Origin of the sequence: Pseudoscardovia radai (genome assembly GCF_002259605.1) — a bacterium.
GTDB lineage: Bacteria > Actinomycetota > Actinomycetes > Actinomycetales > Bifidobacteriaceae > Pseudoscardovia > Pseudoscardovia radai.
In genome coordinates this window covers 24,401-41,699 of the sequence record NZ_MWWR01000013.1, presented here as the reverse complement: position 1 = coordinate 41,699, position 17,299 = coordinate 24,401, and the positions used below count along the sequence as shown (strand labels likewise).

Here is a 17,299-nt window from a genome sequence, read left to right as displayed (position 1 = left end):
CATTAAGAGATCGGGAAGACGATGGCTTCATGGCGACGAGAATCGGAAACGTATAGCGGGAGGGCGCGTCACGGCGCGCGTCATGCCGCGCCGGCCCGCCCCGATTCCGCGGCTCCGGCCTCCGCTGCCTCCGCCTCCGCCTCCCCATCCCCTTCATCCTCCGTGACCCCGTGGTATCTGCGCGTGCTGCGCGCCCCGGCGACGTATGTCATCATCGTGATGGGAATCGTCCGCGTCATCTTCGGCAACGCCATGGGGCTGTGGTTCATCGCGAACCAGTTTTATGACGACGCGCTGCTCATGAACTACTCCCTGCCGTCGCATTACACGACGCCCGACGTCTATTCGCTGTCGAAGGCGATGTCTTTCCCGTGGTTCATCGACCTATGCCACGAGCTCCACATCAACCTCGCCGTAGGGATCTCGCTGCTGTGGGTGGCGGCGGCGCTCGCGGCATATGGCGCGGCCTGGCTGCTGACGAACGGCAATGCATGGGTCGCCGGATTCGTCTATGTCTACGTGCTGTTCTGCCCGTCGGCTTTCGAATCGTGGTGCGGCACGAGAATCTACCGCAATGCCATCCTGGCGCCGTCGTATGCCCTCGTTTTCTCGCTTGCCATCATGCTGCTCGCCATGATCTTCGGCAACACCGCGCGGAACGCCACCGTCATCGTCGTATCCGTGCTGCTGGGGCTCGCGCTGTCTTTCACGTATTACATCGCCGACAACGGAAGCTGGATCACCTATTCGCTGGCCGTCGCCGCGGTTCTGGCCGTGATTTTCGCCATCCGCAACTTCCGGCGCCGCAAGGTCGTGGGGAATGCGGAAAATGCCGGGAACCGCGGCACCGCCGTGGCCGTCACCCGGCTCGTCGCCGCGCTTCTCGCGGTCTGCATCCCCTTCGCCACGCTCGTCGCCGCAACCGCCGCATACAAGGCCGTCAACAAGCGCTTCTTCGGCGTGGCGCAGATTAACACTCGCACCGCGGGCGAGGCCGGCGGATTCCTCAACCGCCTGTACGTCATCGATTCGCCGTGGCGGACGGACGAGATCTGGGCCCCCAACGATGCCATTCACCAGGCGATCGACGCTTCCCCCACGCTGCGCAAGTATCCGGAGCTGTGCAACGATCTGCTGCACTCGCCGTGGGAGGAGCCGTCTGCGGATCCGGACGGGACGTCCGTGCACGGCGACCTTCTGGCATGGAGCATCAAATGGGCCATGATCGCCAGCGGCACGTGGGAGTCGGAGGCGCAGTCCGAGGCGCTGTTCCATGACGTCAACGCCGAGCTGGACGCGGCATTCGCCAACGGCACGCTGAAGAAAACCGACCGCATCATGATCACCGACGGCGTGGGCGGCTTATACCCCAGTGAGCTCGATGCGGATTTCCTCGAGATATTCCGGGCCACCTGCTTCGGCAATATCCGGCTGCGCGACTACGCGCCGGGCGCACAGGCGTCGATGGCTGACAACACCGATCCCGGCCAGCTGAAGGTGGCGAATGCCGCCGCCGTGATGACGCTGCTGCCGTATGTGGATGGCACCAAGGACACGTCCGCAATGACCGAGCACAGGATTCGGATGAATTCGATTGCGACCGCGATTTTCACCGTCTACCGCGCGGTGAATCTCGCGCTGATGATTCTGGTGGCGGCGGTGGCGCTGCTGGGGCTGGTCGCCATGATTGTGCGGTGCGCCAGGAGGCGGCATATTCCTGGCATGGCGGTGCTCGCCTGGGTGGTGATGCTCGGTATGGTCGGGATCGCCGCGGCGTACAGCTTCTCCGTGGCGTGGTTCTCCCAGTACATCACGCATCCGTTCGTGCAGGGCATTGTGAATTTTTACTCTCTGGGGAACGTGGCGCTGTTCGCGATGTGTGCGATGTGTGCGATGGCCTTTGTTGCGCAGATGCTCGGCTCCCGCGGCATGTTGCGCGATGCCGTCGCGGAGGCGTGACGGGGCGGGGTGGGCGCGTCTCCTCTCTCCGTTCCCCATTCCCGTTCCTTCCCTCCTCTTATTGTTTCCGGTTTTTCCCCTCGTGCGTCTCATGTGTGCCTCGTGTGAGTGCACATGTGCGTTTGTGCGTTGTTGTTCCGACGATGTGCGCGGAGCGAGGCCGGCTGTCGTCGGATTGCCGGCGCGGCGACGCGCCCTGCGTTGTGCTTGGTCAGCCGACCGGGTGACGGAGTGCCGGAAAGCCTTGAAAACAGGCGGTTTCCGGGCGGTTGCGATGAGATGACCGAGGGGTGTGCAGCGCTCGGAGGTTTACGATTGCGCGCATGCACGCCGTGGACGCCTGGTGGGGACACCGCGGGTGCGTGTGGACAAGGGGTGCACAAAGGTGTGGATAAGTCGGTGGATAGTGTGGATAGTTTTTCCGCGCGTTCGGTGCGTGCGATTCCGTGTTATCCGCGGCGACGTGCGGTTCGCGGGGTGTTCGATATTTTCGATACACGATTCGTCCACAGTCCGAGCCGTTGCAAACGTTGGGCTCACGGGGTTTATCCACAGGTTTGTCCACTATTGTTCACTTTGATGGTGGGAAGCTGGGGATAGTTATCAAAACACACAAGTGTAAGTTGTGAACCATGGTGGATAACAGTGTGGAAAAGTGGATAATGTGCGTTAAATGAACGTTCGCGAACAGAGAAGCGACACGACGATTGTGGATAACTCCGTTCGGACGCGCTCGCGCAAGGCCAGGGGCGCGCCTGGAAACAGGAGACGGTCCCAAACAGGATCAGACACACGATTTGTCCTGCAACCCCCAACAACCCGAAATTGCCTAAAGTGGGTGCCGTCGCACCCGCCTAAGCCCATCTCGGCGGGAAAACCGCCGAGAATCCGGCCAAAATCCCGTAAAGTGGGTGTCGTCGCACCCGCCCAACGCCATCTCGGCGGGGAAACCGCCGAGAATCCAGCCGAAATCCCGTAAAGCGGGTGCCGTCGCACCCGCCTAAGCCCATTCAGACGCCCAGCCAAGGCAAAACCGACCCCAAATCGTCTAAAGCGGGTGCCGCCACGCCCGGAAACAACAGACGGTCCCGGACAGGACCAGACACACGATGTGTCCTATAACTCTGGACAACGCGGACGCCATGCGCAGGCATAACAAAAGGCGTCCCTCCTTGCGGAGGGACGCCTGGCGCTCAAAGGAAGACGCGCGCGGTCAGGCGCTCACGCGCCCGCGCCGAACACGCGCCGAAACGCCTCTTACGCCTCGTGGGCCGGCATGGCGCCGGTCATCCACACGCGGTCGAGGTAGTCCTTGATGGAGCGGTCGGAGCTGAAGTAGCCGGAGTTGGCCACGTTGAGCACGGCCATGCGGGCCCACTTCTGCTCGTCGCGGTAGGTCTCCTCGATCTTGGACTGGATATCCATGTAGGAGCGGAAATCGGCCAGCGTCATGAAGTAATCCTTCGTCAGCCAGTCGTTGACCAGATCCTTGTAGGTGTCCTTGTCGCCGTTGGAGAAGGTGCCGTCGGCAACCATGTCGATCGCCTGCTTGAGGTCCGGATCGGACTCGTAGTAGCCGCGGGACAGGCCCTTGGTGTCGTAGCCCTTGGCGTACAGGTCGGTGACCTCGTTGACATCCATGCCGAAGAGGAAGAAGTTCTCCGCGCCCACGAGGTTGCGGATCTCGACGTTCGCGCCGTCGAGCGTGCCGACGGTGAGGGCGCCGTTGAGGGCGAACTTCATGTTGCCGGTGCCGGAGGCTTCCTTGCCGGCCTGGGAAATCTGCTCATCGAGATCGGTGGCCGGGATGAGGTTCTCGGCGAGCTCGATGTTGTAGTTCCACGGGAAGTAGACGGCCAGCTTGCCCTTGACGGCCGGGTCGTTGTTGACGACGCGGGAGACGTTGTTGATGAGCTGGATGGTCTGCTTGGCCAGGTAGTAGCCCGGGGCGGCCTTGGCGCCGAAGAACACGGTGCGCGGCACGAGGTCGTCGGGGTTGATCTTGCCGGACTTGATGTTCGCGTAGGTGGAGATCACGGAAAGGATCTTCAGGGCCTGGCGCTTGTACTCGTGCAGACGCTTGATCATGGAGTTGAACATCGTGTTCGGATCCACGTCGAAGCCGTACTTGCGCTTGGCGAACGCGGCGAAGTCACGCTTGTTGGCCTTCTTGACCTCGGCGAACTTCTTCACGAACTCCGGGTCGTCGGCCAGCGGCACGAGGCCCTTGAGCATCTCGAGGTCGGAGATCCACGCGTCGGTGCCGAGGCCCTCGGTGATGAGGTCGGACATGCGCGGGTTGGCGATCTTGACGAAGCGACGCGGCGTCACGCCGTTGGTCACGTTCGTGAACTTCTGCGGGTACAGGTCGGAGAAGTCCTTGAGGGTGACGTCCTTGAGCAGCTCGGAGTGCAGCTCGGCCACGCCGTTGACGTGCTGGCCGGCGGCGGTGGCGAGGTAAGCCATGCGCACCTTCGGCTCGTCATCGGTGGAGATGATGCGCATGCGGTCGATCTTCTCCTGGTCCGTGGTCAGGCCCTTGAGCTCCTCCACGAAGTGGCGGTCGATCTCCTCGATGATCTGCATATGGCGCGGCAGCAGCTCGGAGATGAGCTCGACCGGCCACTGCTCGAGGGCTTCCGGCAGCAGCGTGTGGCAGGTGTAGTTGAAGGTGTGGGAGGTGATGTCCCACGCGGTGTTCCAGTCGTAGCCGTAGTCGTCGAGCAGCACGCGCATGAGCTCGGCGATGCCGATCACCGGGTGGGTGTCGTTGAGCTGGAAGCAGATCTTCTGCGGGAAGGTGGTGAGATCCGGCTTGTCCTGGCCCGGGTAGAACGTGCGGATGGCGTCCTGGATGGAGGCGGCGACGAAGAAGTACTGCTGCTCGAGGCGCAGCTGCTTGCCGACCTTGGTGGAATCCTCCGGGTACAGGATCTTGGTGATGGTCTCGGCCTTGATCTGCTCGGCCACGGCCTCGGTGTACTCGGACTTGTTGAAGGTGAGCAGGTCGAGCTCGTTCTCGGCCTTGGCCGTCCACAGACGGAGCGTGTTCACACGGCCGGAGGCGTAGCCCGGAACCATGTAGTCGACCGGGATGGCGCGCACGGACCACGCCGGGGCCCACTTGCCGTCCTTGACCTCGCCGCCGAAGGACACGTGCACCTGGCGGTTGTAGTCGGTGTGGCCCCACGGGTTCTCCTTGAGCAGCCAGTAGTCCGGCGTCTCGATCTGCTTGCCGTTCTCATCGAACTTCTGCTTGAAGATGCCGTACTGGTACTGGATGCCGTAGCCGAACGCCGGCACGCCGAGGGACGCGAGGGAATCGATGAAGCAGGCGGCGAGACGGCCCAGGCCGCCGTTGCCGAGGCCCGGCTCGTACTCGGCGTCGATGACGTCCTTGGCCTCGAAGCCGAACTCCTTGACGGCCTCGTCGAACTGCTCGGTCAGACCGGAGTTCAGCAGGGCGTTCTGCAGCTGGCGGCCCATGAGGAACTCGGCGCTGAGGTAGCCGACGGCCTTCGTGTTGCCGTTGACCATATCCTGCTTGGTGGTCTCCCAGGAATCCACGAGATGCTTGCGGACGGCGGTCGCAGCAGCGACATACACGTCGTCAACGGTAGCTTCCTTCGGGGTCACGCCCTGGGTGTACTTGAGCTCGTAGCGGATCTCGTTGGCGAAGTCCGCGGCGGACATGGGGTTGTGGGGTGCAGTAGATGCTGCCATACAGGCCCTCTTTCTTGGTAATTTCAATTTCATGCACGTTATTCGCCGGATTTTGCGCGCCTCATGACTCGCCTCAGCGATAACTGAAATTGCACGCTTTCCCATAGTAATGCAAGCCCTACTCAGAAAAGCGGGGTATCGGCGCATTCGCGGCGTTTTTTATGGTCCCATCGTGTTTTTGGTCATGTTTTTACACGATGTTTCGATTCCGTTCCCGCTGCGCCGGCCTGTGCACGCGGCGAAAACGCTCCCATCGCCGCGGCATCGTGGCACAATCGGCGGTATGGCAGTGATTCACGACAGGGATGTGCTCGAGGGCAAGGAAAGCCTGGCACGATGGAACGATGCGGCGCGCGAGGCGCTCGCGCAATGCGGGGGAGCGCAGGCGCCCGCGTCGGCGCGGATGGGCGTGTCGCCCCGTCTGCCGCGCCGCACGATGGCGATGGCCGTGCGCTATTCGCTGTATGCGCTGGAGAAAATCGCGCCCGGTCCGGGCGTCGAGGTGCGCGTGGCGCCGTATGCGGCGGTGAAGGTTCTCGAAGGGCCGGCGTCGGATCCCCATAACCTGACGCCACCCGATGTGATCGAGCTGGAGCCCGCAGTGTGGCTGCGCATGGTCTGCGGCATCACGACGTGGGCGGAGGAGAAGGAGGCGGGGCATATAGCGGCCGTCGGCGAACGCGACGACCTGAGCCGCTTCCTTCCCCTCGTGGATTGAACGGGCCCGTGGATCAAGCGGGCCCGTGAATCAAGCGGGCCCGGGCGCTCAGTACTTCATGCCCATGGCCTCGCGCACCTCGTCCAGCGTCTGGTTCGCGATTTCGTTGGCGCGCTTGTTGCCGTCGTGCAGCACGTCGCGCACGTAGTCGGGGTCCTTCTCGAGCTGCGCGCGGCGCTCGCGGTGCGGGGCGAGGAAATCGTTGACCACCTTCGTCACGTACTGCTTGAGCGCGCCGGCGCCCGCCTCGCCGATTTCCTCGGCGATGTCCTCGGGCTTGCGGCCGGTGCACAGGCCGGCGGTGGTGAGCAGCGCGGAGACCTGCGGGCGGTTCACCGGGTCGAAGGTGATGCGGCGCTCGGAATCCGTCGGGCTCTTCTTGATGAGCTTCGCGGTTTCCTCCGCGGTGGCGCCGAGCATGATCGAGTTGCCATACGATTTGCTCATCTTGCGTCCGTCGAGGCCCGGAATCTCGGGCGCGTCGGAGAGGATGGCCGCCGGCTCCGGGAACACGGGGTGTTTCTTGGCGTAGCGCTTGTTGAAACGGCGCGCGATGGTGCGCGTGATCTGCACATGCGGCAGGTTGTCCTTGCCGATCGGCACCACGTTGGCCTTGCAGAACAGGATGTCGCACGCTTGGTGCACGGGGTAGGTGAGCAGCAGGCCGGTCAGCGCATGGCCGGAGGCCTCCATCTCGCTTTTCACCGTGGGGTTGCGCTCGAGCTCGGCCTCGGAGACGAGCGAGAGGAACGGCAGCATGAGCTGGTTCTCGGCCGGCACCGCGGAATGCGTGTAGATCATGGTCTTGTTCGGGTCGATGCCCGCCGCGAGGTAGTCCATCACGAGGCCCATGACGTTGTCGCCGATGTGCTCGGTGGTGTCGCGGTCGGTGATGACCTGGTAGTCGGCGATGATGATATTCGTGTTCACGCCGAGGTTCTGCATGGCCACGCGCTCCTTGATGGAGCCGAAGTAGTGGCCCAGGTGGAGGCGTCCGGTCGGGCGGTCGCCGGTGAGCATCGTGTAGGCGCCCGGGTTCGCGTGCAGTTTCCCGAGCACCTCGTCCGAGCGCTTCTTCTCGGCGAGGAACGTGTCGCTGATTTCGTTTCCTGCTGCGGTTACCGCCTGTTCTTCGGCCATGTGAGTCTCCTTGGATCGGCTTCTGCCCGGCTGGCGGATACATCACGATGGGTCACGATGGGGCCTGCGGCATGCGGGGCTTCCGTAAGGTCCCGGGCGCCCGCCGGGGTGCCCACGGGCATGCCGGGCGCGTCGGGCCATCGGACTCGCATCCGAATCGCGTGTCCGACGCATCCGTGGCGCATCCGTGGCGCATCTGTGACGCATCCGAGGGGAAGAATTTTGTTCTCATGGTAAAAGCGAAAGCCGACAACCTATTTTAGGTGGTAACCTACTGAATGATGATTTAGCAAACAACTGTGCCTTAAGGCATCTAGACTGACGTAAAGGGGGTCGGATGGGCCGCGGACGTCAGAAGGCTAAGCAGACCAAGATCGCACGTAAGCTCAAATATCTGACTACTGATACGGATTACGACAAACTCGCCGAGGAGCTCGCTCACCAGGATGAGGAGCAGCCGTCGGCTGCGGATCCGTTCGCAGACATCGTCGATTCTGAATCCGAGGGCGAGGAGTCGTCCGTCGCAGATACGGCGTCGTCCGATGAGCTCGACGAATACGCGAAGTGGGCGGAAGAGGCCGCGAGGAAGGCGGAGGAGCAGCCGAAGGCCGTGAAGCCGTTGGCGCCCCACAAGCCGTTCCCCATGCCCAAGCCCGGAGCCTTCTCCATGAAAACAGCCCCGAGCAAGCCGGGTAAGCCGGGCGGCGCGGCGTCGAAGAAATCCGCGGAGTCCGCTGCGGCGGAGACCGACGATTCGGCGAAGTGATTTTGGCTGAGAGGCGTGCGGCGCATGGCGCTGCGAGGCCATATATAACGTCTCGATAACGTCTCATGCCTGGCCGGGCGGGTGGTGGTCGCCATCCGCCCGGCTTTGTTTTCTTTCGCGCTTGTTGCATCGGGTCTCGGACAAAGGCAGCACCAGGGGCAGAGCCATCGTTTTGTTTGCAATTCCGTCCGGAACCCGATGCGAGGTTGCGTACATGCTGCGTACATGCAAAGGAGAGGCCATGGGTGATGACGGAGGCGCGGCGCCGAGGCACGCGGAGTATGCGGACTCTTCGGGATTCGCGGAGTACGGCGACGTGCATGCTCGTGCGCGTGCGACACGCCTGAATTCCGATGTGTTTCCTTATGAGGCGAATTGGCATTGGCATATGGGCGGACGCGCCGCTGTGTCCGCGCGCCGGTCGAGGATCAGCGGATGGCTTGTGCTCGGCGCGTTCGTGACCGCCATCGTTGTGTGCGTCGTTCGGTTTGTGATCAGCATCGTCAGCGACGCGCAAGCTGCGCAACGGGATGTTTCAGGGCAGGGGCTGACGCATCTTTCTAATGACGTGATCGTTGTTGTGTTCGCCGTGCTCATGGTGATCATGATGAAAAAAACAGTCGTCGAAGCTCTCCGCCTCCGATAAGAGGGAACGCGGCCGCGTGAAAGCGGTGCCTGACGGCGATGCGACCACGGTGCTTCCTGAGCGTTCCCTGATCGACTTGCGGTCGGCGCGGTGCATCGGCGACGCGTTTCCGTTGACAAGTGGGCGGATCGATGTTGCATCCGCAGTAACCCCCGCATGGCGCATTCCCGATGCCGGTCCGCTGCGGGCGGTTTCTGGGAGAATCGTCGATACCCTTGCCCTTGATGCAACGTATGCCGTGGGGTCCGGCGTGGCTAACAGGCGGGATTTCCGTGTGTATTTCGCGTTCGTGGAATGCTCCTGGGCGGACGGCGGGACGGTGCGATGCTGGTCGAACGCACTGTTGGGGGATTTTGCCCCCGGGCAGAAGGTCACTGCGTATCTGTACCGTTTCGCGCCCGATGGCAGGCGGCCGTTCTTGCGCGTTCATGATCTGGCGGATGCGTCCCAGCCCGTCAATGTGGAGGACCACCAGGCCGTTGTGTTCTCCTCTCAGCTGGAGGATTGGCGCTCAAGGACGGCGGATGACGCGGGGACTGGCGGTGCTATTGGCGCATCGCGCAGCGATTCCTATGGTCTGGCCGTGAACGGGCGGCCGTATGGTCGGACGTGGCATGAGAACGTGACGGCGGTGGGATATTGGTCTGACCGCACGGGGTATGCCAAGGGCGTGTTGGGCGCTGATGGACGGGCCACGGCATCGAAGCCGTTTCCGCGTGACGATTTGCGCATCGGCGATGGGAACGTCACGGAATTTTCTGAGTTAAGGCGGTTCCGCCGGTTCCCCGGTGTGGTGGAGGATGTTGTGGTGGTGCCATTGTTCAACCGCAGGTTCTGGTGCGGGTATGGGTACATGGCGTTGGTGCGGTTTGAACGGCGCGGGAAGGAGGAGGCGGTCTGGGCGTTCTGCGATCCGGGGCGTGATGACTCGTATCTGGGGGCCGATGAGAATGCTTTGCGTCGTCCTGCTGTGCGCGTGGGTGATTCCGTGGCGCTGTGGCGCTCGGGCGATGGTCTGTGCGTGGTCGATCCGATGGCGTGAGGTTCGGCGTGTGAGTGTGTTCTGTGTGGCGACACGCCGCGGATGTGAGGCGTGTCGCCGTATTGTTTGACGGGTCGTGTTCGGTGTATGAGATGATGGAGTGGCGCTTCGTTCGTTGGTGAGTCGTGGGCGCAGGCGGCGTCGGTCGCGAGTTGAGGAGAGGTGGCGGCATGGTTGTTTCGGGGAATGATGCCGGTGTTGCGCAGCCCCGTGATAGTGAATCGGGTCCCGCGGTTCCGGTGTACCCGTATGAGGCTGAATGGCGACCTCTGGTTGCACCGGATATGGTGCAGGTTACTGGTACGCAGTTTGGGTTGAGAGCGGTGGCGGTGGTGGTTCCTTTCGTCATCGGTTGCGCCATGGTGTTGATTTCCCGGGGGAAGCCGATGTCATGGATTGATGCCGTGGGATTTGTTCTGATGTCGATTGTTCCTACCGTTGAGATAGTGGTGTTTGTCGTGATGGCACAGCGTGGCAAAGTCAGGGGAGGGCGGGGTGCCTCGGAAGGCGATGGGGGCGTGCGGCCCCTCTCGTCCAATACGCAAGACACAGACGCGCCGGCACGAGGATGCGAAGGCGGCGAGGGATATGTTGTTCCGTCCGTAGATGAGATAAGGGATCGGGAGTTTCAAGGCGCCGGTTTTGCCTTCCCGCTCGTGAGGGAATCGTCTCCTGTGGCCGAATTTGCGCACCCCGTTGGGACGGCTTGGAAAATCCCGGGGGCTTCTGGTCTGCGTGTGGCTGGCGGGGTTGTCATATCTTCGTTGAGTCTTCCGATTGTCAAGACGGTGCGACGGTATGACGGTTATTCCGGTGATGGGGCTGTGGTGTGTGTTTACGAGGTGGAGTTCCGCGATGCGTGTGGCAAGCTGCGGAGGATGTGGACGGATGCGACACCGTCGAGGTTTGCGCCCGGGCAGAACGTCATCATCTATTATTATGCGGTGCTGCGTCCTCTCGGCAGTCCGTTCATCCGTATACACGATGTGTCCGATGCGCGATATCCGATGTGCGCGGAGGAACATCAGGTCGTGGTGTTCTCCATGGCTCTGTTCAAGTGTACGGAAGGTAGTGTGGGAAATCCGCAGGGGCCTGGTTCCTATGGTGCGTGGGCGTATGCCCAGCCATGGGGTCGTCTTTGGCGTACCCGGGTGTGTCAAATCGGGTATTCCGAGAATCGAGAAGTCAATTGTGGGGAATCCGAGCAGCGGGATTCCCGGATTCTCCCCACCCGCGTATCCGATTTCGCGGTTGGCGGAGAAAAACTTGCTTTTCCGCAGACGGAAGGGCGGGTTGGCATCGAATTGGGAAGAGGTGAAGGTGTTGTTGAGGATGTGGTGGTTGTTCCGTTGTTTAATCGTCGGTTTTGGTGTGGTTTTGGGTATATGGCGTTGGTGCGTTTTGTGCGGCGTGGGCGTGTGGGGCGTGAGTGGGCGTTTTGTGATCCGGGGCGTGCCGATTCGTATTTGGGTGATGATGCGGCGCGGCTTCGTGTGGTTCCGGTGGGTGTGGGCGATCGGGTGACGTTGTGGCGTGCGTGGGATGGCCTGTGTGTGGTGGAGCCGCGCGGGTAAGGGTGTTTTGTGTGGCGACACGCCGCGGGTGTGAGGCGTGTCGCCGTATTGTCGGATGGGTCTGGGAAGGATTCAGCGCCCATCTTGCGTTCGTGTAGTGTCGGGAGGAAATGATTCCGGTGATGTTCTGATATGCTGGCAAAGCCTGTGATGTCGCCGTAAAGGGAGCGACGTCCGCGAAAGACCAGGGAGAGGTTTTTCGTGCCGCGTGTTGTTGGCGGATGGGCGTGTAAAAGGAGAACGATATGGAAGAGAATGGGGCGTACTATGCGTCGCAATGCCGGCCGTTCATGCGGTTGCGGCGGTTCGTTGGCAAGACGGTGGGTGGTGTGGCGTGTTTCGCGTTGCTGCTTGCCTGCCTGGCGATGGTTGTTCTGACACCGATCGCACGGGCGTATGCCGGTGACGGCGGTTCCTCCGCTATTCCGCAGAACACGGTTCAGATGTGGGTTGATGTCGAGGGAGATGCGGTCCAGTCTGCCGATCTGTCGGGAACATCGCTCGGGATGGAACTTGATTTTCGGCGTTCGGCCACGGGTATGACGGCGATTGTGCCGGTTGATTCGACTCTGTGGGGGCGGCAGGCGGAGTTCAGCCTCGAATCCGACAGGGCTTTTGACGCATCCGTCGCCATCACCTGCGTGGGCGGGGGAGACGTGGTGATTGCGGAAGCGCGTATGCCGGTAAGTTTCAATGGATCCGACGGGCAGACGGTTGATGCCGTTGCCCTGGAACCTGCCTCGGGTGCGTCTGCGGACGATGGCACGCAGGCGCAGCCCTCGGATTTGTCCAGCACGGGCTCGCATGTTGCGTTCGTCGCTATGCTCGCCGTGGCGTTCCTTGCGTTGGCTTTGGTCGTTCTGGCCGTCGGCCGCCATCGTGCGTATGCGGTTGCGGAAGAGGATGAAGCGGATGCGGATGTCATGAATGATGCGGCAGAGGAAGGGGGTGTGCGATGAAGATCGTGGCGTTGAATAACAAAACCAATCGGTTCAATGACTCCGGTCGGTCGGAATCCGGACGCAAGCGTTCGGCGGCCGCTTCCGGCTTCAAGGGCTTCGTTGCCTCTGTGGTCGCACTCGCCATGGGCGCGGGCATCGGTATCAGTGCCGCGTATGCCGACGAAGCGCCGATTACCGATGTGCCGTCCGCTATAACTTGGGATGCCTCGTATCGTGTTCCCGCTGTTGATACGGTGCTTGGCAGGGGAACCCTGCCGTCCGATGGCGAGCGTTCCGTGGCGGTGAACGCCGCTTCAGGCAGCGCGGCGGTGCTTTTGCGAGTATCCGTGTTCCAGGCCGCCGTCGATGCCGATGTCACGGTCGGCGGACTGCCGGTGCTCCACGCAACCGCCGGCCATGATGTTTCCACCGCGGTTCTGGCGCCTCTTGCCGCCGACGGGACGGTGGGCATCGGCGCTTCCGCCGCCGTGGATGCGACGGTTGAAGTACTCGCGTCTTTCGGTGCGGATTCCACGACGCCCGGATCCACCGTCGCCCTGCCCACCCCGGTGACGCGAGCGGATACGTCCGTCGGACTGGCGGGTGCCTCGCTGTCCGCGGACCCCATGAGCGTGGGTCTGGTCGGCAGGGGCGGTGTGCCCGCAGACGGAGTACGGGCCGCATACGTCACGCTCGATGTCACGCTCGACCGGGCCTGTGAAGTCGTGGTCGGCGGCCAATCCCTAGCCTTGCCGGCAGGGCAAAGCATCGTGTCGACCATCGTCGTGCCGGATTCCGATGGGAATATCCAGGTCATGACGGATGGTGCGGCGGGATCCCTGCGGCTTGACGAGCGCGGATACGTTGTGGGAACCGGGGAGAACCTGTCGGCGGCGAATGTCGACGGCAGTTATCTTCCTTCGCGCAATGGCGTCGTGTGGAATGATGCGTCGACCAGTGAGGCCACTACCGGCAGCGTGTCGATGCAGCGTGCGTCTGACGCGTCGGCGGGCATCGCTCTCGTCGGGGCGACAGGCGGCGGAACGTCCAGGTCGTTCGTCGAAGTCGGGACGCCGCTCGCTGGTCGTTCCCACGGTGCCGTCGTCGATGCCGAGTCCGGCGCCTTGCCGCAGATGGAAATCGTGGAAGGCGGCGCGCAGGATGTAACGGTTTCGAATCTGGGCGCTCCGGTTACTGCGAATGTGGCGCTTCTGGGAGACCTGATTGGCGCGGCACCTGCCGATTCGGGGGATGTGACGGTGTCTTTCTCCTCCGTCAAGGACGGCGACATGCTTGATTTCAGCGAACATGCCGGTACGACCTTCTCAGGAGAGGTGGCATCCGATGCGTCCATCTCCGCCGTCGAGGTGTACGGCGATGGGCAGAAGATCGGCAATGCCGCTGTGGACTATGCGTCCGATGGAAGTGCCGAATGGTCTTTCTTCAGCGGCGCGCAGTACGGCGGCGAGGTGACGTATTCGGTTGTTGCCACGAGCCGTGACGGGGCGAGCGCGAAAGCGTCCGTGTCGGTGACGGTGGAGCTTCCCGACTCCTCCGACACCGTGACGAACGGCAAGGACGTGGTGCTGCCGGCTGGCGAGAACAGCCCGATTGTCGCCTTGGATGATTCGTCGGTCACTGTGAACAGCGAGCCCACTTTCCATGTTGGCGACATCATCGTCAGTGACATCGCGCCGAACGCGCCGCAGGGCCTTCTGCGCTGGGTCGATTCCATCGATCGCGTCGGCGACCTGTGGGTTATCGGCACGCATCAAGCTAGTTTGACGGACGAATTCTACCAGGTGAAAATCGACGGGAACTCGGTCAACGGTAGTGGCATTGGTGTCAATCCAGATGATGCGCCGAATGAATCCACAGTAAATGTGCCTACTTCCGAATCTCTACAAGGAAAGGAGGTAGTTGAGTCATCAGATATCTCGGTGACTGGTGGCAATGTCTCGAACTTGTCAGATGCGAATGGGAATCAGGAGATTGCAGATAGGCAACTTGGAATTGATGACCGGATGACGCATTTTTCAACTCAGACTGCCGAAGTCAATAATGCGGTGGGTGCTCGTCCGCAAACCGCACCCGTTTCACAAACGACTGATTGGGTTGAAGACACTGATCGTGATGCCAGGATTTACCTTGGAAAACATTCACCGTCTATCGACTTTAAAGCTTGCGGCGGCGATTGTAGCCAGGCGAAGCATGCTCAAACCACATATGTGAGAGCTGAGGGAACAGCGAAAATAGCTTTGAATGCTTCAATCGATGAAAATTTGATTGCAGGCATTGATGTCCGGGCTGAATGGGTAGGTTTCATTCCGCGAGCACGATTGGATTATTTCCGAATTGGACTTGAATTTGAATATTCATTTGATGCTTCGATAGCGGCTGCGGCAAAGTTCGAGACTCGTGTCCCGCTGACAGTTCTCAAAAAGAGCGTTACCATTTTTGTTGGTGTTGTCCCGGTGGTGATTACTGCCGGTAGTGAATTGGCGATGTCTTTTGAACTCGAAGGAGCGGTGTCGTATCAGTTCGCGACTCTTAAAGCCGGTAGAGTTCAGGTTGGCTTCATGCTGGGGCAATCTTATTCAAACGCTGCTGCTGCTGATATCTCGGCCAATGATGGTTGTACTGTCTCAGGAATAGGAAAGTCCTTGTCTTTCTCAGCAGGCCCGGAGATTACGCCGTCGTTTTTCCTCTATGAGAGTCTTGGAATAAGCGGGACCGTGCAACTCTTCTTGGTCTCTGTATTCACCCAATCTGCTGGGACAACGACAGTCGCCAGTTCATTGGACGTCGCTTTCAACGTTCAACTGAAATTTACAATACCCATCGTTGGTGAGGAGATTTCAGCGACGCCGGAACTGACCTTGGCGAAAGTTAGTTATCCAATAAGTAAAGCAGTGATTAGTGATTCTGCGGCTTGTAAAGGTCTGGTGGCAGAAGTAGATGAATCCGCAACCTCGTCAACCCCTTCGTCGGGTTCCGGCTCCGTTCTGGGCGATGGCATGGTGAAGGTCACATGGCGGGACTCGAAAACCGGTGCTTCGAAAACCGGTCAGCTTGCCAAGGGCGATTTCTTCACTGTGAGCCAGGAAGCGGTTGCTGCGCAGATGGGCATCACGGCCGGGTCGCTTGCCGGTATGAAGGGCGTTACCGTGCACACCACGCTGATGGATTACAGTGTGGCGAACGGACACTCCTTCCAGGTGCCCGATGATTCGCTTGTTGTGGAGCCGTACTACACGGATCCCGCCACGGAGGTCATCGACGGGACGACGGACGCCGACATCGTCTTCGTCATCGACACGACCGGGTCCATGTGGGATGAGATCGCCGATGTGAAGAACAACATCGAGGCACTGACGAATACGATTCACGCCGATTCGCCGACGACGCGCATCGCATACCTGACGTACAGCGATTGCTATTACGCCAATAGCGGCGTGCGTCTGGTGGTGCCGTTCACCACGGAGACAGACACCGTAGTCGACGGCATCAAGAACGCGCCGTTCGATGGCGGCGGTGCTGAGGCCGTGTACTCGGGCCTGTCGCAGGCGGCCGACATGGACTGGCGCCAGAACGTGAAGAAGTCCATCATACTGGTGGGCGATGAGCCGGCGACCGATCCCGAGCCCAATGGGCTGACGTTCGACACCACGGTGGCCAAGCTCAAGTCCAAGGACATCCAGGTCTATGCAACGGGTGAGGTATCGCATTACTCTACCGTTTCTTCGTCTGGCGTCGCTTCTGCCGGCACCGTGGCGGACCGCACGGCGTCGGATGACACCGTGGCGTTCTCCGCTGTCCATGCCGCGGGCTCCGAGAACCCGCTTGCGTTCGCGCTGGCTGCCGCGCAGGCTGCCTCGGGCGGCGACGTGGCCCTTGATGCCGGTGACGCCGCCGAGGCCCTGACCGTGGTGGACGGCGCTGCTTCCGCTGATGGCTCCTATGGCGCCCAGGCCGTGAACGACTGGGGCTATGACTGGACGAAGTTCGCCACGGAGCTTTCCGAGGCGACCGGCGGTCACTTTGTGGAGTACACGCGTGACGATTTTGTCAATCGTCTGACCGAAACGGTCGTGGACGCTGTCAAGAGGCCTGACGTGAATGTCGAGCTTGGCCACTCCGTGTATACGGGCGACCAGGCCGATTTCACCGCCACGGCGGTGACGCATCAGGAGAACGACCCGGTTGTGTCTTACGAGTGGGATTTCGGCAACGGGCAGACCATGACGACTGCTCCCGGCGCGACGGCCTCCACCGCATACGCGGCTGACGGTACGTATTCCGTGATCGTCAAGGCCGTGACGCAGTCCGGGCTTGTGGGCAGCACCGTTTACCAGCTGACCGTGGGCGCGCATCAGGCGCCGTACATGTACAACGCGCATAAGGTCGTGAGCAGGTCCGCGTCTGGCGTGTCGCCGGTGCGCTTGGATGTGCTCAACGATCCGGGCGAGGAATTCGCGTCGGTGGTGTTCTCCAACGGCTCCGACACGATTGCCGTGCCTGGCGAGGGTACGTGGACGATTGGCTGGGATGCGGAAAACGGCCTGCTCGAGGCCACGTTCACGCCTGAATCCGGGTTTGCCGGTGGCGTGACCAGCCGTGTTCCATATACGGTGACAAATAGCGGTGGTCTGAGCGGCACCGGGGAACTGTGGGTCAGATATGTCAGTTGACCTGCGACAAAGATGGATACAACCGCGACACGCCGTAAACCGGCGGCGTGTCACGGCGCGTCCGCGGCCTCCTGTGCCAGGCCTCGTCGAACTCGTATT

The 17,299-nt window shown here is 61.4% G+C and carries 9 protein-coding genes and 1 pseudogene; 8 read left to right on the top strand and 2 right to left on the bottom strand.

What is annotated here, in order from left to right:
• Nucleotides 1-21 precede the first annotated feature (21 nt).
• Complete coding sequence (locus PSRA_RS06975) at nt 22-1,959, top strand: hypothetical protein (RefSeq protein WP_143516395.1); 1,938 nt, start codon at nt 22-24, stop codon at nt 1,957-1,959.
• A 1,257-nt stretch (nt 1,960-3,216) separates the two neighbouring features.
• Here the strand turns inward: PSRA_RS06975 and PSRA_RS06970 are convergent.
• Nucleotides 3,217-5,682 (bottom strand): glycogen/starch/alpha-glucan phosphorylase, encoded by a 2,466-nt coding sequence (locus tag PSRA_RS06970; RefSeq protein ID WP_094661185.1) that lies wholly within the window; start codon nt 5,680-5,682, stop codon nt 3,217-3,219.
• A gap of 283 nt (nt 5,683-5,965) precedes the next feature.
• On the opposite strand from PSRA_RS06970, the gene PSRA_RS06965 reads away from it, so the two are divergent.
• Nucleotides 5,966-6,400, top strand: a complete 435-nt coding sequence (locus PSRA_RS06965) for a sterol carrier family protein (protein ID WP_094661184.1) — start codon at nt 5,966-5,968, stop codon at nt 6,398-6,400.
• Between the two features lie 48 nt (nt 6,401-6,448).
• On the opposite strand, the gene trpS is transcribed toward PSRA_RS06965, so the two are convergent.
• Nucleotides 6,449-7,540 (bottom strand): tryptophan--tRNA ligase, encoded by a 1,092-nt coding sequence (gene trpS / locus PSRA_RS06960; RefSeq protein WP_094661183.1) that lies wholly within the window; start codon nt 7,538-7,540, stop codon nt 6,449-6,451.
• Between the two features lie 337 nt (nt 7,541-7,877).
• On the opposite strand from trpS, the pseudogene PSRA_RS06955 reads away from it, so the two are divergent.
• From PSRA_RS06955 to PSRA_RS06930, 6 genes and pseudogenes are all read left to right on the top strand, one after another.
• Nucleotides 7,878-8,213 (top strand): annotated as a pseudogene (locus PSRA_RS06955) (DUF3073 domain-containing protein); the annotation flags it as partial.
• Between the two features lie 334 nt (nt 8,214-8,547).
• On the top strand, nt 8,548-8,952 hold the full coding sequence (locus tag PSRA_RS06950; RefSeq protein WP_094661181.1) for a hypothetical protein: 405 nt from the start codon (nt 8,548-8,550) through the stop codon (nt 8,950-8,952).
• 16 nt (nt 8,953-8,968) lie between these two features.
• The gene (locus PSRA_RS06945; protein WP_094661180.1) at nt 8,969-9,994 is read left to right on the top strand and encodes a hypothetical protein; all 1,026 of its coding nucleotides are present in this window, start codon (nt 8,969-8,971) and stop codon (nt 9,992-9,994) included.
• A gap of 170 nt (nt 9,995-10,164) precedes the next feature.
• Entirely contained in the window at nt 10,165-11,568 is a 1,404-nt protein-coding gene (locus PSRA_RS09235; RefSeq protein ID WP_143516393.1) for a hypothetical protein, read from the top strand.
• A 245-nt stretch (nt 11,569-11,813) separates the two neighbouring features.
• Complete coding sequence (locus tag PSRA_RS06935) at nt 11,814-12,527, top strand: hypothetical protein (RefSeq protein ID WP_094661178.1); 714 nt, start codon at nt 11,814-11,816, stop codon at nt 12,525-12,527.
• Nucleotides 12,524-17,200, top strand: coding sequence for a VWA domain-containing protein (locus PSRA_RS06930; RefSeq protein WP_094661177.1), 4,677 nt, complete (start codon nt 12,524-12,526; stop codon nt 17,198-17,200). Before PSRA_RS06935 ends, PSRA_RS06930 begins: the two co-directional genes overlap by 4 nt.
• The last annotated feature ends 99 nt before the right edge of the window (nt 17,201-17,299 follow it).

Coding starts and splice junctions, on each gene's coding strand:
- PSRA_RS06975 (WP_143516395.1), top strand. CDS start 22: ATGGCTTCATGGCGACGAGAATCGGAAACGTATAGCGGGAGGGCGCGT.
- PSRA_RS06970 (WP_094661185.1), bottom strand. CDS start 5,682: ATGGCAGCATCTACTGCACCCCACAACCCCATGTCCGCCGCGGACTTC.
- PSRA_RS06965 (WP_094661184.1), top strand. CDS start 5,966: ATGGCAGTGATTCACGACAGGGATGTGCTCGAGGGCAAGGAAAGCCTG.
- trpS (WP_094661183.1), bottom strand. CDS start 7,540: ATGGCCGAAGAACAGGCGGTAACCGCAGCAGGAAACGAAATCAGCGAC.
- PSRA_RS06950 (WP_094661181.1), top strand. CDS start 8,548: ATGGGTGATGACGGAGGCGCGGCGCCGAGGCACGCGGAGTATGCGGAC.
- PSRA_RS09235 (WP_143516393.1), top strand. CDS start 10,165: ATGGTTGTTTCGGGGAATGATGCCGGTGTTGCGCAGCCCCGTGATAGT.
- PSRA_RS06935 (WP_094661178.1), top strand. CDS start 11,814: ATGGAAGAGAATGGGGCGTACTATGCGTCGCAATGCCGGCCGTTCATG.
- PSRA_RS06930 (WP_094661177.1), top strand. CDS start 12,524: ATGAAGATCGTGGCGTTGAATAACAAAACCAATCGGTTCAATGACTCC.